This window comes from Rhodococcus ruber NBRC 15591 (assembly GCF_001894945.1).
In the GTDB taxonomy this organism is placed as follows: domain Bacteria; phylum Actinomycetota; class Actinomycetes; order Mycobacteriales; family Mycobacteriaceae; genus Rhodococcus; species Rhodococcus ruber.
The window spans coordinates 110,806-129,820 of record NZ_BCXE01000020.1 but is presented as its reverse complement, the minus strand read 5'-3'; the positions used below and the strand labels follow the sequence as shown (position 1 = coordinate 129,820).

At 71.3% G+C, this 19,015-nt stretch carries 17 protein-coding genes; 5 read left to right on the top strand and 12 right to left on the bottom strand.

The features are described 5' to 3' along the window. Positions 1-116 precede the first annotated feature (116 nt). Both RR3_RS12855 and RR3_RS12850 read right to left on the bottom strand, forming a co-directional pair. A complete protein-coding gene (locus RR3_RS12855) occupies positions 117-1,751 on the bottom strand; it encodes an ABC transporter permease (RefSeq protein WP_064065897.1) in 1,635 nt (544 codons plus the stop codon). Next, on the bottom strand, positions 1,748-2,710 hold the full coding sequence (locus RR3_RS12850; RefSeq protein WP_010591957.1) for an ABC transporter ATP-binding protein: 963 nt from the start codon (positions 2,708-2,710) through the stop codon (positions 1,748-1,750). Before RR3_RS12850 ends, RR3_RS12855 begins: the two co-directional genes overlap by 4 nt. Before the next feature lie 155 nt (positions 2,711-2,865). Here RR3_RS12850 and RR3_RS12845 point away from each other — a divergent pair, with 155 nt between their 5' ends. Continuing rightward, positions 2,866-4,083, top strand: coding sequence for a lipase family protein (locus tag RR3_RS12845; protein WP_043804041.1), 1,218 nt, complete (start codon positions 2,866-2,868; stop codon positions 4,081-4,083). A 25-nt stretch (positions 4,084-4,108) separates the two neighbouring features. Here RR3_RS12845 and RR3_RS12840 read toward each other — a convergent pair whose 3' ends face one another. The 3 genes from RR3_RS12840 to RR3_RS12830 are packed head-to-tail and all read right to left on the bottom strand — an operon-like array spanning position 4,109 to position 7,385. Continuing rightward, positions 4,109-4,777, bottom strand: a complete 669-nt coding sequence (locus RR3_RS12840; protein ID WP_010591960.1) for a MadR family response regulator transcription factor — start codon at positions 4,775-4,777, stop codon at positions 4,109-4,111. After that, on the bottom strand, positions 4,774-6,213 hold the full coding sequence (locus RR3_RS12835) for a MadS family sensor histidine kinase (RefSeq protein ID WP_010591961.1): 1,440 nt from the start codon (positions 6,211-6,213) through the stop codon (positions 4,774-4,776). The genes RR3_RS12840 and RR3_RS12835 overlap by 4 nt, the downstream gene beginning before the upstream one ends. Further along, positions 6,210-7,385 (bottom strand): iron-containing alcohol dehydrogenase, encoded by a 1,176-nt coding sequence (locus RR3_RS12830; protein WP_010591962.1) that lies wholly within the window; start codon positions 7,383-7,385, stop codon positions 6,210-6,212. Before RR3_RS12830 ends, RR3_RS12835 begins: the two co-directional genes overlap by 4 nt. Positions 7,386-7,695: 310 nt before the next feature. On the opposite strand from RR3_RS12830, the gene RR3_RS12825 reads away from it, so the two are divergent. Continuing rightward, entirely contained in the window at positions 7,696-8,055 is a 360-nt protein-coding gene (locus RR3_RS12825; protein ID WP_234420101.1) for a hypothetical protein, read from the top strand. Here RR3_RS12825 and RR3_RS12820 read toward each other — a convergent pair. The 4 genes from RR3_RS12820 to mdo all read right to left on the bottom strand — a co-directional run bounded on the left by RR3_RS12820 (position 8,036) and on the right by mdo (position 12,846). Next, positions 8,036-8,662, bottom strand: a complete 627-nt coding sequence (locus RR3_RS12820) for a carboxymuconolactone decarboxylase family protein (protein ID WP_017679995.1) — start codon at positions 8,660-8,662, stop codon at positions 8,036-8,038. The two genes, RR3_RS12825 and RR3_RS12820, sit on opposite strands and share 20 nt — an antisense overlap. 174 nt (positions 8,663-8,836) lie before the next feature. Next, on the bottom strand, positions 8,837-10,393 hold the full coding sequence (gene madC / locus RR3_RS12815; RefSeq protein ID WP_052455289.1) for a MadC family VWA domain-containing protein: 1,557 nt from the start codon (positions 10,391-10,393) through the stop codon (positions 8,837-8,839). 4 nt (positions 10,394-10,397) lie between these two features. Next, the gene (locus RR3_RS12810) at positions 10,398-11,489 is read right to left on the bottom strand and encodes a MadB family AAA-type ATPase (protein WP_064065896.1); all 1,092 of its coding nucleotides are present in this window, start codon (positions 11,487-11,489) and stop codon (positions 10,398-10,400) included. An 85-nt stretch (positions 11,490-11,574) separates the two neighbouring features. Further along, complete coding sequence (gene mdo / locus RR3_RS12805; protein WP_010591966.1) at positions 11,575-12,846, bottom strand: NDMA-dependent methanol dehydrogenase; 1,272 nt, start codon at positions 12,844-12,846, stop codon at positions 11,575-11,577. 318 nt (positions 12,847-13,164) lie between these two features. Here mdo and RR3_RS12800 point away from each other — a divergent pair, with 318 nt between their 5' ends. After that, positions 13,165-14,220, top strand: a complete 1,056-nt coding sequence (locus tag RR3_RS12800) for a ferredoxin--NADP reductase (RefSeq protein ID WP_040272178.1) — start codon at positions 13,165-13,167, stop codon at positions 14,218-14,220. Positions 14,221-14,239: 19 nt separating this feature from the next. Here RR3_RS12800 and RR3_RS12795 read toward each other — a convergent pair whose 3' ends face one another. Next, the gene (locus tag RR3_RS12795; protein ID WP_017679998.1) at positions 14,240-15,487 is read right to left on the bottom strand and encodes an MFS transporter; all 1,248 of its coding nucleotides are present in this window, start codon (positions 15,485-15,487) and stop codon (positions 14,240-14,242) included. Between the two features lie 227 nt (positions 15,488-15,714). Between RR3_RS12795 and RR3_RS12790 the strand changes: the two genes are divergently transcribed. Both RR3_RS12790 and RR3_RS12785 read left to right on the top strand, forming a co-directional pair. Then, positions 15,715-16,080, top strand: a complete 366-nt coding sequence (locus tag RR3_RS12790; protein ID WP_010591969.1) for an SPW repeat domain-containing protein — start codon at positions 15,715-15,717, stop codon at positions 16,078-16,080. 105 nt (positions 16,081-16,185) lie between these two features. Continuing rightward, complete coding sequence (locus RR3_RS12785) at positions 16,186-16,797, top strand: TetR/AcrR family transcriptional regulator (protein WP_010591970.1); 612 nt, start codon at positions 16,186-16,188, stop codon at positions 16,795-16,797. A 13-nt stretch (positions 16,798-16,810) separates the two neighbouring features. On the opposite strand, the gene RR3_RS12780 is transcribed toward RR3_RS12785, so the two are convergent. Continuing rightward, the gene (locus tag RR3_RS12780; RefSeq protein ID WP_010591971.1) at positions 16,811-17,626 is read right to left on the bottom strand and encodes a glutamate racemase; all 816 of its coding nucleotides are present in this window, start codon (positions 17,624-17,626) and stop codon (positions 16,811-16,813) included. A 31-nt stretch (positions 17,627-17,657) separates the two neighbouring features. Next, positions 17,658-18,848 (bottom strand): NAD(P)/FAD-dependent oxidoreductase, encoded by a 1,191-nt coding sequence (locus RR3_RS12775; protein WP_064065895.1) that lies wholly within the window; start codon positions 18,846-18,848, stop codon positions 17,658-17,660. Between the last annotated feature and the right edge of the window lie 167 nt (positions 18,849-19,015).

The window sequence follows — 19,015 nt, the reverse complement described above, 5'->3', positions numbered from 1 at the left end:
CGGTGGCCGAACGCTTTGTGGCCGAACGCCTTGTGACCGAACGCCTTGTGACCGAATGTCACATCGCGTCGGTCACATCGACGCGATGTGACATTCGGCCGCGCACACGGGGCGGGTCACTGGACGACGAGATCGCGACGGCGCAGCGCGCCGACCCCCGCCGTCGCCGTGAGCACCGCGAGACCCAGCAGGACCAGCAACGGCAGCATCCGCATCTCCGCGGCCGGCACCGGGGGTACGTGGACGAACGGCGACAGGTCCAGCACCGCCTGCGGCAGGTCCAGCAGGACGCCGAGCTGCCCGATGAGCAACCACACGGCGAAGACACCCCATGCGACGCTCGAGGCGCGCCGCGGCACCACGCCCACGCACAGCACCGCCATCGCCCCCACCAGGAGAACGGCCGGGACGAACGCCAACGACGCCGGCAGCAGGTTGCCGAGCGATCCGGTGACGTCGCCGACCGTCAGACCGTACGAGACCGCCAGCGTGACGCCCGTGACGACCTGCAGCACGATCACCCCGATCGTCACCATGCCGATGTGGGCGAGCATCCACGGCACCCGGCCCAGGGCCGTCGACAGCAGCGGCTCGACCCGCCCGGATGTCTCCTCGCTGTGCGTCCGCAGCACGGCCTGCACCGCGTACCCGCTGGTGAACAACGCCATCATCAGGAAGATCATCGCGAAGTACGCGTCGGTGAGGGCCTGCGCCCCGCCGCCGAGCTGCTTCATCATGTCGGCGACGGCGCCGCCCTCGTCGAGGAAGTTGTCCATCTCGTTCGCGACGCTGCCGTACGTCGCGGCGAGAACGACGATGCCGAACGCCCACCACATCAAGGTCGTGCGCTGCACCCGCCACGCGAAGCCCCACGCGGTGGGCAGCCATGCCGCCGCGCGGTCCGGTCCCGGGCGCGGTTGCACCAGCCCGGCACCGTGGTCGCGCCGTCCGGTCAGCTCGTACGCGGACCACGTCGCCGCGACGGTGAACATCACGAACAACACCAGGATCCACCAGGCGTCCTCGTCGAACGGCCGGATCTGCTGCGCCCACCCGATCGGCGAGAGCCACGACAGCCACATGCTCGTGACGCTGACCCCGTCGGGATCGACGGTGCCGGCGCTGTCACCGACGGCGCGGAGCAGGAATGCGAACCCCAGCGCGGCACCGGCCAGTCCGTTCGCGGCCCGGGCCCCCTCGACGACCTGCGCGCTCACCGCCGCGACGGCCGCGAACGCGATCCCGGCCGCCGCCGTCGCCGCCCCGAGTGCGACGGATCCGGACAGCGGCAGTCCGAAACCCAGGGAGACGATCGCGAGCAGCAGCGCGAGCGCGACATTCGCCGCTGTGGCCACGATCAGGGCCGCCGTGAGCAGGGCACGCCGACCGACCACACTGGCGCCGACGAGCTCCGCGCGGCCGGTCTCCTCGTTCTGCCGGGTGTGCCGGACCACGGCCATCGTGCTCATCAGACCCGCCCCCAGGGCCAGGAACAGCAGGGTCTGCGCCGCGACGACCGCGCCGAGGCTGTCCCCGGAGACCAGGCCGTTGGTGGCCAGCACCACCGGCGACACGGCGGAGCTGACGGCGATGAGGTGCAGGTCCTCCTCGGTCGGATAGAGCCCCTTCAAGCTCGACACCGAGATCGCGTACACGATCGTGATCGTCACCAGCCACACCGGCAGCTGCACGCGGTCGCGGCGGGCCGCCAGACGCACCAGCCGGCCGGTGCCGACGAATGCGGCACTCATGCGCCGTCCCCGTCGCCGACGGCCGGGCGGCCGTGTGCGAGGTGCTCGCCGGGGACGTGGATGTGCTCGCCGGGCAGGTCGTCCCCGTAGTGCCGCAGGAACAGTTCCTCGAGGGTGGGTGGGGTACTGGTGAGCGACGTGATGCCGAAGTCGAGCAGCTCGCGCAGCACCGCGTCCATCCGGGCCGTGTCGACCTCGCAGCGCACCCGCAGGCCGTCGACCTGCAGGTCGTGCACCCCGGGGACCGCTTCGAGCCCGGCCACCGGGCGCACGGTGTCGGCGACCACCGACGTGCGGGTCAGGTGTCGCAGTTCGGTCAGCGTGCCGGATTCGACGGTGCGGCCCTGCCGGATGATGGTCACCCGGTCGCACAGCGCCTCGACCTCGGCGAGGACGTGGCTCGACAGCAGCACCGAGCACCCGTCGGCGACGGCCTCGCGGACGCAGTCCCGGAACACCTCGTCCTTGAGCGGGTCCAGACCCGAGGTGGGCTCGTCGAACAGGAACAACTCCACATCCGAGGCGAGCGCGGCGACGATCGCGACCTTCTGCCGGTTGCCCTTGGAGTACGTGCGGGCCTTCTTGGTGGGATCGAGCTCGAAGCGTTCGAGCAGTTCGGCACGGCGGCGTTCGTCGATGCCGCCGCGCAGGCCGGCGAGCAGGTCGATCGCCTCCCCGCCGGTGAGGTTGGGCCACAGGTTGACCTCGCCGGGTACGTACGCGAGCCGCCGGTGCAGGTCCACCGCGTTGCGCCACGGGTCGCCCCCGAGCAGTTCGACCCGGCCGGAATCCGCACGCAGCAGCCCGAGCAGAATGCGGATCGTGGTGGACTTGCCGGATCCGTTCGGGCCGAGGAATCCGTGCACCTCGCCTCGGCGGAGCTCGAGGTCGAGACCGTCGAGAGCCCGAGTGGTTCCGAACGACTTGACGAGCTGTTCCACGGAGATCGCCGTCGACATGCTGCCGAGGCTACGCCCATTCGGGGGTCCGTGTGGCGACGATCCGCACAGCGCACGGGGTCGGGTGAACCCTCGCAAATCGGTCGTTTAGGCTTCGCCGGGATCGCTGATTTTCGAGGAACGGCACCGGTCGGTGCGCTGGAGAGGTGGGGGACGTGGCCGCACGGTTCGGTCGGGGAATCCGCAATGCGTCGGTCGGCGCGGCGGCGGTGTGCGCCATCGTCGCCGGAACCGGAACCGCGGGTGCCGCACCCGTCTATCCGGTGCCGCCGGCCGATCCGTTCTACCGCGCGGCCGCCGACATCACCCACGCACCGGCCGGCGATGCGCTCGAGGTGCGGCGCGTGCCCGCACCACCCGGCATCCTCGACGTCGAGGCGTGGCAGGTGCGGTTCCGGTCGACGGATTCGACCGGCCACCCGATCCCTGCGGTGACGACGGTCCTCGCCCCCGTCGGCAAGGCTCCGGACGGTCCGCTGCTGTCGTTCCAGCACGTCATCAACGCCCTCGGCACGCACTGCGCGCCGTCGCAGACGCTGTGGACGAGCGACCCGGATCTCGCCGTCCGGGAGGCTCCGGCCCTCAACGTGGTGCTCCGGCGGGGCTGGACGGTCGCGATCCCGGACCATCTCGGACCGAACAGCGCCTACGGCGCGGCTCGCCTCGGCGGGCAGATCACCCTCGACGGCATCCGCGCGGTGCAGCAGGTACCCGAGCTGCAGCTCGCCCACAGCCCGGTCGCGCTGGCGGGGTACTCCGGCGGCGGGATGGCCACCGGGTGGGCCGCGGCACTGGCTCCGACCTACGCCCCCGACCTGAAACTGGTGGGTGCGGCGATGGGCGGGGTGCCGATGAACATCCGCAAGATGGCCGAGGCGCTCGGCGAGAACCCGCACCCCGCCTTCGGTCTGGCGTTCGCGGCCGCGCTGGGTCTCGAACGCGAGTACCCCGAACGGATGCGGATCAGCGCCGACCTGACCCCTGCGGGTGTGGCGATGCGCGACGCCCTGGCCGACGCCTGCACCAACGACATCCTCGCGCGCGGTGCCGGTGGCAGCCTGCGGCAGGTGAGCACCAATGCCCACCTGGCCGACGATGCCGACGCGGTCGCCGTCGCGGAGGAGAACAGCCTCGAGCTGTACCCGGGCGTGCCGACGGTGCCCGTGTTCGAATGGCACAGCCCCACCGACGCACTCGTCCCGGTGGACTCCATCGACGCGACGCTCGACCGCTACTGCGCCGCGGGCGCGCCGGTGCGCCGCGTCGAGACCCCCAGTCCCGACCACATGTCGGCGGCGGTGCTCGGTCTGCCGGACGCGTTCGAGTTCCTGGGCGAGCGGTTCGACGGAGCACCGGTCACCGGAACCTGCTGAGTCTGGCCTGTCACCGCACTGCGCGTCAGATCAGGCCGCGCTTGCTGGCGGCGTACACGGCCTCGGCGCGGCGGCTCACGCTCAGTTTGCGCATGATGTTGCTCACGTGGAACTTCACCGTGGTGCCCGAGATGAAAAGGCGCTCACCGATCTTGGAATTGGACAGGCCCGCAGCGAGCAGCCGCAGCACCTCGAGTTCGCGCTCGGTGAGTTGTTCCTGCGGCGTGGTCTGCCCGTTGAGGGAACGCACCACCGCCGCGGCGCTGCGCGAGTCGAAGGCACTCTCGCCGCGCGACACCGCGCGGATCGCACGCACCAGCTCGGTCGTGTCGACGTCCTTCACGACGTACCCGCGTGCCCCGGCGTGCACGGCACGCACGACCAGCTGCTCGTCGAGGAACGTGGTGAGCACCAGCAGACCCAGCCCCGGGTGGGCCGCCGACAGCTGCCCGCACAACGTCAGCCCCTCGTAGTCCGACCCGGCGGAGAGCTTCAGGTCCATCAGGACGATGTCGGGCCGGACCCGGCCCACGAGGGTGAGCGCCTCGGCCTCGTGCGAGGCCTCGCCGACCACCTCGAGGTCCGGCTCCCGCTCGAGTATCGAGCGCAGCCCCTGGCGCAGGATCGCGTGGTCGTCGACGAGGACGATGCGGACCGTGCGATTCACCGTCCCGGCCGGGGTTGCCACGTTCATCGCTGATCTCCTGTCCGCGCCGCGGGTGCCGGCGCCGCACTGTTCCCGCTGGTTCCGGTCGTCTCGTCGGCGTCCCGCTCCGCGTCGACCGCCGGTTCGGGCACCGGGATGCGCACCGCCACCCGGACCCCGCCGAGGCGGGCGCGACGCACCTCGAGAGTGCCACCGAGCTCGTGCGCGCGGGCCTGCATGTTGGCCAGCCCGCGATGGCGGCCGTCCCAGTCGTTGTCCGCGGCGAGGCGCAGCATCAGCCGCATCCGCGCCGGGTCGCCGTCCCCGTCGTCGGCGACCGACAACAGCACCGAGTCCGGCCGGTAGGTCAGCCGCAGCACCACGCGCCGGGCGTTGGCGTGCACCGCGGCGTTGAACAGCGCCTCCCCTGCGATGCGCAGCAGCGAATGTTCGGCTTCGCCCGGCAATTCGACCGGCGGGCCGCCCACCCGGACGGTGATGTCGAGTTCGCCCGGCGTGTGCGCGCTGCACAGCTGTTCGAGCATCTCCGGCAGCGACGTGCGATCCGAGTCGGACGGGTGGTTGAGCGCGTAGATCGCCGAGCGCAGCTGCTCGACCGCGCGCCGGGTGAGCTCCTTGGCCAGGTCGAGACGCTCGCCGCGCTCGGCGTCGGGAATGTCGCTGCGGCACACCTCGATCTGCATGCCGGCCGACAGCACGGCCTGGGTGACGCTGTCGTGCAGCTCCCGCGCGATGCGGTGACGTTCCTCGTCGAGCGCCTGGTGCCGATGCGCAGCACCGAGTTGCCGTTGGGTCAATTCCAGCTGGCGCAACGTCGCCTCGAGTTCGGCGTTGCGGGCCTGCAGGTCTGCCGCCGCGCGATTCGCCTCCTGGTAGGCCTGCTCGGCCCGCCCGAGCAGCAGCTGGCCCCGCTGGTAGAGCGCGGAATTCTGCAGGGCCACGGCGGTCTGGCTGGCGAGGATCGACAGCACGGCGTGGTCGGTGCCGTCGATGGTGCGGTGTTCGGGTGTCCACGCGGCGATCGCACCCGCCACCCCGCCGTCGAGGACGATGGGGACGAAGGCCCGATGGGTGTCGACGGTGGCGTCCCGGCCGATCGAGCCGGATCGGATGTCCTCGAGGCAGCGCACCACGTCGTCGGGCAGGGGTGGGCCTTCGACGTTGTCGACGAGGAACGGGGTGGCATCGGGTCCGAGGACCAGCCGGCGCGGCCCTGCGTCGGGCAGGGTCCTGTCGGTCAGGGCGAAGACCACCCAGCGGGCGCTCAGGTGGGCACGCGCGGCCTCCGCCACGGCGCAGATCAGGGTCTCGGGGCCCTCGACGGTGCGTACCAGGGCACGCGAGATCAGCTCGAGCGCGTGAACAACCCGCTCGAGACGTTCGGCGGCTCCGCGGTACTGGGGATAGAACGTGGGTTTGCCGGAACGCAGTCCGGTCAGTCGCGACAGGTCGGGAGCGGTCACAACGCCGCCCGGAACAGCGCGACCATCTGCTCGTGCGTCGCTTCGCGGGGGTTGGTGGACATGCACGCGTCGCGCAGCGCGCCCGCGGCCAGACGTTCGAGGTCGGTCGCCTGCACCCCGAGTTCCCGCAGTCCGCGCGGCACCCCGACCTCGCGGGCGAGCCGTTCGACCCGGTCCGCGACGGCGAGTGCGGCCTCCACGGCCGGACCGCGGTGCTCGTCGAGCCCGAGCGCCCGGGCGATCGCGACGAACGGCTCGGGATCGGAGGCTGCGTTGAACCGGATGACGTGCGGGAGGAGCACTCCGTTGATGACGCCGTGCGGCAGGTCGAGCAGACCCCCGACCTGGTGGCTCATCGCGTGCGCGGCACCGAGGATCGCGTTGGTGAACGCCAGGCCGGCCTCGAGGCTGGCCTGCGCCATGATCGATCGGGCCGCCATCTCCCGGGGGTCTTCGATCGTGCGTACCAGCGTGTCGGTGACGAGACCGACGGCACGCAGGGCGTGGTGGTCGGTGAGCGGGTTGTGGGCGCGGGAGACGAACGCCTCCACGCCGTGGGTCAGGGCGTCCAGCCCGGTCGCGGCGTTCAGTTCGTCCGGCATGGTGGTCAGCAGCCGCGGGTCGATCACGGTCAGGTCCGGGACGAGTGAACGACCGATGATGGTGATCTTGGTGCCTCGGACGGTGTCGGTGACGACGCAGAACTGGGAGACGTCGGCGCCCGTCCCCGACGTCGACGGCACCACCACCATCGGTGGGATCGGAGCGGCCGCCCGGTCCACACCCTCGTAGTCGAGGATGCTGCCGCCGTTGGCGGCGAGCACCGCGATGCCCTTGGCGGCGTCGATCACCGAGCCGCCACCGAGCGCGACGAGCACGTCGCAGCCGTGGACGCGGTACGTCTCGTGTCCGGCGGTGACCTCGTGGTCCTTGGGGTTGGGGGTGAGATCACCCCACACGATCGGCGTGAGGCCCTGCTCGACGAGATGACCGCGCAGCTCGTCGACCCAGCCGGCCTCGATCAGCCCCGGGTCGGTGACCAGGAGGGGCCGGACCGCGCCGAGCCGAACCGCCGCGTGCGCCGCTTCGACCAGCGATCCGATCCCGAACACGATCTCCGGGGCGTGGAACTTGGCCAGCGTCGTCGCGGTGTGCTCCGATGCGACGGCCACTGCACACTCCTGACGATCCCGACTGCTGTGATCCAGCTTACGTGGCTTCCGAGCCTAGCCCCTCCACGACGGGTCGGCACCGGACCGAACGGCAGGGGCGATACCTGCCCGATCGGGTAGGTAGGTCCGAGTGTGGCCGGGCCTCCGCGAGCCGGCCGCGGGGTGAATACGAAGTGAATGCCACCACCGCGGCCTCCCCGAAAACGGGACATATAGGATGCACGTCGCAGGGGTGGACCGGATACGCAGGAAGCAGGCTGCGCACCGGCGGAAACGACCCTGGGAGAGCATCATCGACGACCGATGGATCGTGTGGTGGCACGAGGTGGACGGCGTCACGTGGCACGTCCACGACAACGAGGCCGCGGCGCTCGACTCGGCGTACCGGGCGCTCCACTCCGACCGGCGGGTCGGGGATCCGGTCATCGAACGCCCCAACCGCACCTTGGTGCTGGGCAGTGAGTTCGCCGCATACGTCCGGGCGCGGGAAGACGCGGAGGGCCGCACGGCGATCCGCGGCACCCACCGGGTCGAGATCCGGTACCCGCTCGGCGTGGACCGGTGGATCTCGCAGGGATGGACGTCGGAACGGCTCGCACGCGCAAATTACGACGAGGCCCTCGAGCACTTCCGCCCCGACCGGGTCCGGCTCACGAAGCGCGACCCCTGACCCGGTCGCCGGCCCACCTGTCGAACTCCACGAGCGGCGCACCGCGCACGCCGGAGATCGAAGCGTGCACGACGGACATCGGCAAGAACGCCAGGACGATCAGCAACATGGCGACCTCGTACGCCACGCTGCTGCGCGGATCCGGGCTCCCGTTCAACCGGCCGCGCAGCGCGGTCCACGCGATTCCGTGGACGTTGCCGACCATGATGGCCCGTATCGCTCCGAGGATCCCCTCGGCGGCGGACTTCCCGTACACGTCCACGAGGCGATCCCACGCCTCGGCCGTGGGGTTGCCCCGGGTGTCGGCATAGTGCTGGGCGAAAAGAACCGCAGCGACCTCGGAGTCGGGAACGTCGTCGAGGACCCCGGCCAGGATGTTCCGGATCTCGGCGCTGCTCATTCCGGCCCCGAGAGCGATCTTCGTGTGGGCGTAGGAGCAGGCGCCGCAGCCGTTCACCTCGGTCACCGCCAGCATGATCCGTTCGACGAACTCGGGGCTCAACTCGGCGCGCTTCCTGGCGCCGATCAGGTGCTTCATCGATCGAACGCCCCGGTAGAAGATCCAGTAGGCCTCACGGATCGAATAGTGCTTCTTCGCGAACTGCATCGTCGTCTTCCTCAACTGCGCCCGGGATGCCCGTGTGCCGGAGCACTCTCCCGTACGGCGGCCGGCCCGCCGGCGGTGGCGTGGGCGGACGGCGCACACACACCCCGGGGGGTATTTACCGGTCCATAGTAACCACCGGCCGTTGCCCCGCCGGAGCCGGACGGGTGCACACGCTCAACGCAGTGCGTGCCCGAGTTCCGCCGCCCGCGACAGCAGCTGGGCGGCGTCCCGGGCGACGACGACGCGATCGCACTCCTCGGCGTACTCGGGCATCGCGCACGTCGCCTGCGCCCAGTAGCGCTGGGGCTCCGGGGTGATCCAGGCGAGCCGGTGCACGCGACGACGCAGGTCGGCGAGCCGGTCGACGCGGGCGGGCAGGCCGTTGCAGCGCCCGTCGCCGACGACGAGCACACTGGTGCGCGAGTCGACGATGCCCGCGTGCTCGGTGAGCAGTTCGTCGAGCACCCGGCCGTAGTCACTGCTCGCCTCGAGGTCGAGGCCGGGATGCGCCAGCACGGCCGCGAGGGCGCCGTCGCCCGTGGCGGCCAGCAGTTCCCGCGTCACATCGACGGGCCGGTCGACGAACGCCAGGACGCGGCAGCGGTGGGCCCGGCCGTGCATGGCCTGCGCCAGGCGCAGGGTGAACGCGGTGATCGGGCGCACCGACAGGGACACGTCGGCGAGGATCAGCAACCGGACCCGGTCGGGACGCGGGGCACGCACGATCAGGTGGAACGGCACCCCCTCGGTGCGCATCCCGGCACGCGCCGTGCGACGCATGTCGAGCCGGCCGCGGGTCAGCTCGCGCGGCACCGGCCGCGCCGGGCCGCGCATGCGGCGCAGCACCTCGTGGCACGCCAGCTCGATCTCGGCCCGGGACGCGACGTCTCCGGCGGTGTCGGGGGCATCGGGCTCACCGTCCGGCAGCGGACCACCGAGCCCGGCCTGCGACAGCGCCGCGACGAACGCCTCGACGGCCTCGACGAGCCGGTTCAGTTGTGCCGCGCTGAGGGGTTCGTCTGCGTGGTCGTCGCCGTAGACGCGGCGCGGGTCGTAGGCGTCGAGCCACGCGAGGATGGATTCGGGATCGTCCCACGACAGCGACCCGACGACGGCGGCACCCGGGTTCGCGGCCAGCTCGCCGACCGCTGCGGTCCCGGCCCGATCCACGTCGACGGTGTAGGTGACCCCGCGCCGGCCCGAGTCGGCGCCCGTGTCGACCGACAGTGCCGCGTCGGACGAGGTCATCGAGACGTCGTCGTCGTCCTTGTGGGGATTGAAGCCCTTGTCCGCCTCCGGGGTGTCGAAGTGGTCGCCGACCTCCGCGGCACGCTCGTTGTACTCGGCGTAGCGCGCGACCTGCGGATCGTCGTCGAGCTCGAGCGCGGTCGGCAGGGACTCGGCGAATTGCGCTCGCGGCGAGGACTTCCCGTCCGTCACGCCGGCCGCGTCCGCCGCGGCGAACAGCGCGTCGAAGGCGCGGTCGAAACCGGCCTGCTCGTGCGGGTACTTCGCGCACACCGCGCGCAGGCAGGCTCGCAGCACGTCGCGGTCGCGGGCACCGACGAGCCCGAGCACGCGGCGGACCTCGATGGTCTCGGCGGGCGAGGCGGACACCCCGTGCCGCCGCAGCAGGCGGCCGAAGACGGCGGCCACCACGTCGAGAGGGTACGAGGGGTGCATCGCCGCGAGCGGTGTCACGGGCGTCGTCGCGAGCGGTGTCACCGGCATCGGGTCACCGCCGCGCGCCGATGCCGACACCGCCGCCGCCGCGCCCGCGGAACACCGCGGTGGTGGTGTTGGCCGGCCGGGAGGCGACCGTGGCCCGCTCGGGTCGCTCCCCCGCAGGTTCGGCGGTCGTCGGTGCGGTGGTCGTCGGTGCGGTGGTCGTCGGTGCGGTGGTCGTCGGTGCAGCTGGTGGGGCGTCACCGCCGAGCCGGGCGCGGACCAGGTCGGCGTCGCCGGTGTACTTGAGCAGCGCGGCGAGCAGGATGTCCCGGATCGTGTGGTCGCCGCCGCCGCGCCGCAGCACGGTCGCGGCGCGCGCGGCGTCGATGACCTCCGAGATGGACGGGCTCTTGCGCAACGGCAGCTCCCGCAGGGTGCGGGCCAGGTCCACGACCTCGCCGGCGGTCACGGTGTCGACCTCGGGGGCCCGGGCGGTGACGATCTCGCGTTCGCGCTCGGGGGTGGGGTAGCCGACGTGGTAGTGCAGGCAGCGGCGCTTGAGGGCGGGCGAGAGTTCGCGGGTGTCGTTGGAGGTCAGGATCACCCACGGCGCGGACCGGGCCGTGAAGGTACCCACCTCGGGAATGGTGACCTGCCGCTCGGCGAGGACCTCGAGCAGCAACGCCTCCATGGATTCCTCGGTGCGGTCCACCTCGTCGACGAGGAGCACCACCGGCTCCGGAGACAGGATCGCCTCGAGCAGGGGACGCACGGCCAGGAACGTCTCGGAGTACAGGCCGAAGTCCTGCGCGGCGAGGAAGCGGGACGCGTCGGCGACGTCGGGGTAGGCGGCGAGCTGTTCGCCGATGCGGTCCCGCAGCATCTGCACGTGCAGCAGTTGCTTGGCGTAGTCCCACTCGTACAGCGCCCGGCTGTCGTCGAGACCCTCGTAGCACTGCAGCCGTACCAGCTTGCGTCCGCCGACGGCGGCGAGCGCCTTGGCCAGTTCGGTCTTGCCGACGCCGGCCGGGCCCTCGAGCAGCAGCGGCCGCTCGAGCGCGGTGGCGAGGTGGACGACGACCGCGAACTCGTCGTCGGCGATGTAGTCGTGGCGGCGCAGCGCGTCGGCGAGTTCCGGTCCGCTGGTGAAGCTGGTCATCGGTGCTCCTGTGTCGTCGGCACTCGAGGTGGGTGTGTCCGGGGCGGGTGGCCCCGCCCCGGACACGGATCGGTCGGGCGGTGGGTCAGTAGGACCGGTTGATGCAGTGGTCGACGACGGGGATCATCGACTCGACCGTCACCTCGCGCGGGTTGCCCGGCGTGCACCAGTCGCCCTGGATGTGCTCGGAGATGGCGCGCACGGTCTTCTCGTCACCCTTGATGACGTCGCCGCGGCCGGCGTACTTGCCGGTGTTCATCCGGTTCTTCTCGTACGAGTCGACGCGCACCTGGCCGAAGTTGTCGGGGATGCCGACGTCCTTGGCGAGCCGGATGGCGGCCTCGACCGCGGCGTCCGCGGCCTGGACGGTGGTCATGTTGCGGGTGTCGACACCCATCGCGGTGGCGATGCGGGCGTAGTGCTCGTAGCGCGACGGGAGGTTGTACTCCCAGACACGGGGCAGCGCGATCGCGTTGTTGAGGCCGTGGTGGCTGTCGAAGAAGGCCGACGTGGCGTGCGAGATGGAGTGGACGATGCCCAGGCCGCCCGAGTTGAAGGCCTGCGCGGCGATGTACTGGGCGTTCATCATGCCCTCGCGTGCCTTGAGGTTGCGCGGCTCGAAGGTGGCCTCACGCAGGTGCTTGGCGACGAGCTCGATCGAGTACAGGGCGTTGCCGAGCGACGGGGCGAAGTCCAGCCGCGAGACGTACGGCTCGGAACCGTGGGCGAGGACGTCGAAGCCGCAGTACGCGGTGAAGTGCTGCGGGCAGGTGTAGTACAGCAGCGGGTCGTCGATGGCGAGGGTGACGATCGTGGCTTCGTCGAAGCCGACCCACTTGTGCGGGTGGTCCATGTCGGAGGTGTCGGTGATGACGTAGGCCCAGGAGGTCTCCGAGCCGGTGCCGGCGGTGGTGGAGACGGCGATGTGCGGCGGGTTCTCCTTGTTGGTGGACTTGGCGAAGCCCTCGAACTCGTTGATGTTGCGGCCGTCGTGGGCGATGACGACGCGGGCGCCCTTGGCGGCGTCGTGGCTCGAGCCGCCGCCGACGGAGATGATGGAGTCGCACTTCTCCTGCTGGTAGAGGGCGGCGGCCTCCATGACGTTGTAGTCCTTGGGGTTGGACTCGACCTTGTCGTACAGGACGACCTCGACACCCTGGTACTCGATCTTGCCGATCAGCTCTTCGATGATGCCCGAACCGCGCAGACCGGTCGTCATCAGCAGGGTGCGCTTGAAGCCCAGGTTCTTCGCCTCGACACCGATGATGTCGTGGGCACCGACACCCATCAGTGCCCGCGGGAAGGGGTGGAACTCCTTGATGGGGAAGTCCCAGATCTGGTTGAGTTCGATGGCCATCGCGTCTCTCCTGATGTGTCGGCCGGAAGTGGTGGTTCGAATGCGGCGTCCGGTGTGACCGGCGTCTCTTCGCTTCTCCACCTTCGGTCTCGATCACGCCCACGGAAAGGCCTTCGGGCCCGAACCGTCCGGTCGCGGCACCGAAGCCGTCCGGTCGAGCGGGGCGGCCTGCCCGATCGGGCAGGGGTCCGTTCCCGCTGATCGGGAGCCGACCGCAGGCCGACGCGCCCCGTCCCGGTAGCGTCGTGTTGCTGATAACCTGGAACTAGAACGCGTTCTAGATTGCTTCACCCGCACCACGGAAGGACCGACCTGGCCATGACGACAGTCGAGGTGCCGCACGGCTCGCGATCCGCGATCCTGACCGTCTCCGCAGTCATCGAGGAGACGCCGGACTCGCGCTCGATCGTCTTCGACGTGCCGGCCGAGCTCCAGGACAAGTTCGCGTACAAGCCCGGACAGTTCCTGACCCTGCGCATTCCGAGCGAGCAGACCGGCTCCGTGGCCCGCTGCTACTCGCTGGCCAGCTCCCCGTACACCGACGACGCCCCCAAGGTCACGGTCAAGCGGACCGTCGACGGCTACGGGTCCAACTGGCTGTGCGACCGGATCTCCGCCGGCGACCGCATCGAGGTCCTGCCGCCGTCGGGCGTCTTCACCCCGAAGTCGCTCGACCACGACTTCCTGCTGTTCGGCGCGGGCAGCGGCATCACCCCGGTCGTCTCGATCCTCAAGTCGGCCCTGACCCAGGGCTCCGGGAAGGTCGTGCTGGTCTACGCCAACCGCGACGAGGCGTCGGTCATCTTCGCCGAGGAGCTGCGCGCCCTGGCCGATAAGTACCCGACCCGCCTGACCGTCGTGCACTGGCTCGAGTCCGTGCAGGGCCTGCCGTCCGCCGAGCAGCTCGCCACCCTGGCGGCTCCGTTCAGCAGCCACGAGGCGTTCATGTGCGGCCCCGGCCCGTTCATGGATGCCGTGCACCGGGCGCTGCAGATCGCGGGCATGCCGCGCACGCAGGTGCACGCGGAGGTGTTCAACTCCCTCGCGGGAGACCCGTTCGCCGACCACACGCCCCTCGAGGTGAGCGACGAGGAGGCGGCCGACGCCGCGACGGTGGAGGTCGAGCTGGACGGGGAAACCCACACGATTCCGTGGCCGCGCTCGCAGACCCTCGTCGACATCATGCTCTCCAAGGGACTCGACGTGCCCTACTCCTGCCAGGAAGGCGAGTGCGGCTCGTGTGCGTGCACCGTCCTCGACGGCAAGGTCGAGATGGAGCACTGCGAGATCCTCGACCCCGAGGACATCGAGGCAGGCTACGTCCTCGGCTGCCAGGCCCGCCCGGTGACGGACACCGTCAAGATCGTCTTCTGAGACGTCGCCGGTCCTCGTCTCAGCGGACGAGGACCGGCGTCTCCACCCGGTGGACGCCCGGCTTTCGTGGGCCGCGCAGCGCCACACCCGCCCCGGCGCCGAGCGCGAGCACGATCACGGCGCCGCCGTAGCCCAGCGTCGTCGCGGTGAGCCCGTACACGCCGGCCGCGAGGCCCGCGATCACCGCCGGCACGGAGAACGCGAGGTAGCAGACGACGAACGTGGTGGCGAACAGGCGCCCGCGCTCGTGTGGCGCCGCAAGGGCGCCGATGACGTTCATCGCTCCCAGGAACGCCGCGCCCCAGCCGAAGCCCGCGACGGCGGTACCGGCGAAGTAGGCGACGGCCCACCCGCCGAGCACGGCGGTCACGACGACGCCCACGCCGGCGGCCAGGATCACGGTCCCCGCGACGACGACGCGCCGCGGATCGAAGCCGCGCAGCATCGTCGCCGCCACCGAACCGGAGGCGAAGAGCGTGCAGATCGCCAGACCGGCGACGAGGCGGTTGCCGATCCCGAAGACCGTACCCACGATCGACGGCCCGAGGGACATGTAGAGCCCGCCGAGCGACCACGCCGACAGCAGGCCCGGCAGGATCACCAGGTACGGGCCCCGCACCCCGGCCGGCACGGACGCGCTCGGCAGCAGGCTGCGCAGCGCGGCCCCGCGGGACGCGAAGCCCGGCGCGGGCACCCGGTCGGGGACGAAGACGAGCACGACGGCCAGCGACAGCGCGATCACGACGACGAGGACGTAGACCAGCACGGTGGGAAAGGGCGCGAACTGCACGAGCAGCCCCGCCCCGGCCGCACCGAGGGCGAGCCCGAGCGACGGCGCGACACTGTTGACGAAGGATCCGAGCCGGGGGCTCGGTTGCAGGTCGATCACGGCGGCGCTCACGGCACCGGTGGCGGCCCCGACCGCGAGGCCTTGCAGCACCCGGGCCAGGACGAGCCAGCCCACGTCGTCGGCGAGGACGAACACGCCCATGCTCACCACGAGCAGCAGCAGCGCCCCGATCAGCACGGGCCGGCGGCCGACGTGATCGGAGATCGAGCCGATCGTCAGCAGGGTGGCGAGCAGGGCCAGGGCGTACACGGCGAAGACGGCGGTCAGCATCCCCGGCGAGAAGCCCCACTGCTGCTGGTACAGCGGGTAGAGCGGGGAGGGAGCGGACGACGACGCGGTGAGCAGGAAGCTGGCCGTGCCGACCGCCAGGAAACCGTGACGGCGTGGCAGGGAGCGACCCGGCGTCGACTCCGGCATCGGACCTCCTCGGAACTCGTGGGAACGGTCGACAGTTCGTTGACCAAGGCAACGAACTAGTGGAACATGCCGCCCTCGGCGATCATTCCCCGCCCGGTCACTTCCCGGTAAAAACCGCCTCTCACCTGCGCTCGAGTGTTATCGCAGTGCAACGTCCCGGCCGTTGACCGACCGGTCGATCAGGTCTATACCGAAGGCAGGACCCGATACGCACGAGGAGGCTCGACATGTTCTCCGACAGCCGGCTACAGGACTACGTGGCCGTGATCCTGGGCGTCTTCACCGCCCTGTCCCCCCTGTGGGTCACCACCGACACCACGACGACGTGGACCCTCGTCGTTCTCGGCGTGCTGATCGCGCTGACCGGACTCGCGCAGATCGTCCGGCCCACGATGGCAGCGATCGACTACGCGATGGGTGTGCTCGGCGTGCTGTTGTTCCTGTCCCCCTGGGTCATGGGCTACACCGAGTACAGCGGTGCATCCTGGACGGCCTGGGTGGTGGGCGTGCTCACCGTGGTCGTCGCGGTAGCAGCGCTGCCCGCGATGAACGCCCGGATGCACGGACACGGCGGACTGGCCACGCACCACTGATCACACACCCCGCGTCACACACCCCGCGGACGGCCGGCATGCCGGCCGTCCGCCCACGCCCCTGGCGCCGTCACATTCCCGCCCGTGCCCCCGGAGGTGAACGCCATGAGCACCCCGGGCTCGAAACCGCCGCGCCGTCGCGCCCGGCGGGACAACGCCGCGCGCGTGCACATCCTCGACGCCGCCGAAACCCTCTTCGCCGCCCACGGCTTCGACGCCACCTCGACGACGGCGATCGCCGTCGCCGCGGATGTACCCAAGGGACTGATCTTCTACTACTTCCCCACCAAGGAGTCGATCCTCGAGACACTCGTTGCCGAGCGGCTGCCCGCCGAACCGATCCAGGACGTCACCGGCCTCGTCTCCCCCGGCGACCCGGCGGCCAGTCTCGTCAACCTCGACGCCGCCCTCGACCTGCGTACCCACCACTCCTCGCTGCTCCGGGTGATCTGGCGTGAGGCCGAGAGCCACCCCGGACTGCGCGTCCCGCTGCGCCGGCTGCGGACCTCCCTCCAGGAGGCCACCATGCGGGTCCTGCAGGCCAGCGTGCCCGGCCCGATACAACCGGGCACCCTGCGGGCCTGCGCGACGACGTGGGTGTCGGCCATGTTCTCCGCTGCCACGGTCGACCGGCTGTTCGGTCTCGACGGCACCTCCCCCGACGAGCTCTGGGGCGTCGCGCGCCTCGTCGCCGCGGGCATGACCGGGATGGGCTGAGCGGGACGGCCGGTCAGCGCGTCTCGGCGCGTGGAGCCTCGTCGCCGGGCAGCCCCGCGGTCGGGTCGCCGATGCCGTCGACGAGCCGCCGGCCCGCCGGGTAGCCGAGGGCGCCGGGGGGCAGCTCGCCGGGCCTGCCGCTCAGGAACACCTCGACCCGCCCGCTGCCCGCCCACGGCCGGCCGAGGGCGTCGATGCGCCGCAGCGTCTGCGCCGCCACCGCTTCGGCGCTGTCGAACAGCCGTACCCCGGGCGGTAGGTGCGCGGCGATGACGTCGGCGACAAGGGGGTAGTGGGTACAGCCGAGGACGACACCACCCACGTCGGGCGGGGTGCGCTGCGCCGCCGCCGCGATGGCCGTGGCCGCGGCGGTGGTGTCGCCGCGGTCGATGGCGTCGGCGAGCCCGTGACAGGCCACCCCCACCACCGTGCGGTCGCCGGCGAACCGGGCGACGAGGTCGGCCTGGTATCGGCTGGCGGTGGTCGCGGCGGTGGCCCAGATCGCCACCGACTCGCACGCCGCGGCGGCCGGCTTGATCGCCGGCACGGTTCCGATCACCGGGATCTCGTCGCCGAGGGCCTCGCGCACATGCTCGAGCGCGGTCACCGAGGCCGTGTTGCACGGCAGGACGACCACCTCGGCACCCCGGGTCACGGCCCGCTCCGCGGTGCGCACGACCCGGTCGATCACCCAGTCCCCGGGCTTCGGGCCCCACGGGGCGCCGTCCGGATCCATCGACAGCATCAGGTCCAGCTCGGGACGCAATCGGCGCAGCCAGGCAGACGTCGGCAGCAGGCCGAGACCCGAGTCGATGAGCGCAACGATCACCCTACGAATCTAGCGTTCGCCGACGCGGCGGCTACGACGTGGGCGCGAGGATCTCCGTGATCGGTGCGCCCGCGGCGATCTTCCCGCGCATCTTCATCACCTGCCCGGGCAGTCCCGCGCCGACCACCCCCGTGAGACGGCCGTCGCGTTCGTAGTAGGCGAGGAACTTGCGGCCGTCGTCGCGCACCACGTGCACGGTGTCGTCGGCCCGGATCGCTCCGAGCGCCTGGATCTTCACGTCGTACTGATCGCTCCAGAAGTACGGCACCTGCGCGACCGGATCGACACCGGAGCCGAGCAGCGCGCCGGCGAGCACCTTCGCCTGCTCACCGGCGTTCGTCCAGTGCTCGAGCCGCGCGCGGCGGCCGTCCGAGACCTCCCATGCCGCGACGTCGCCGACCGCCCACACGTGCGGGACGGACGTGCGGCCCACGCCGTCGCACACCACCCCGTCGTCCACGCGCACGCCCGAACCGTCGAGCCAGTCGGTGACCGGCACCGAGCCGATACCGACGACGACCACGTCCACGTCGAGTTCGGTGCCGTCACCGAGGACTGCCCCGGTGACCCGGCCGTCGCCGCGTACTTCCCGCACCCCGACGCCCGTGCGGACCTCGACGCCCTCCTCGGTGTGCAGCCGGGCGACCAGCGCGCCCACCCGCTCGCCGAGCACGGACGCGAGCGGGGTGGCCTGCGGCTCGACCAGCACCACGTCCATGCCCCGCCCCCGCAGGCTCGCCGCGACCTCGCACCCGATGAACCCCGCGCCGACGATCAGCGCCCGCCCGCCCGGGACGATCCCCGCGCGCAGGGCCCGGCTGTCGTCCAACGACCGCAGCACGTGCACTCCGGCGAGCCCGTCCGTGCCGGGCAGCGGCCTCGGCCGCAGTCCGGTGGCGATGATCAGCTCGTCGAAGCCGACGCTCTGCCCGTCGGACAGGGCGAGGGTGCGGGTCGCGGGGTCGAGCTCCCGCGCCCGCACGCCCAGCCGCAGCTCGATGCGCTGTTCGTCGAAGAACTCCCGGGGCCGCAGCGTGGTGTCGTCGGTGCCGCCCCGGACGACCTCCTTCGACAGCGGCGGCCGGTCGTAGGGCAGGTGCGGTTCGTCGCCGATCAGGACGATCTCCCCGTCGAATTCGCCGCGACGCAGTTCCTCGGCGGCGCGCACCCCCGCCAGTCCGGCCCCGACCACGACGATCCGCTGTACTCCCGTCACACCCACCCGCTGCGCCCTCTCCTCCGGCAGTGACCCACGCCACCACAATCCGTGCAACTGTTTTACCAAATCCGGGGATTCCCGGACAGGGCGTCCTTCGCGCGAGCCGCGCACCCCGTACCCGCCGGGAGTTACTAGAGTCGGAAGGGACAGAACTTCATCCGGCAGGCCGA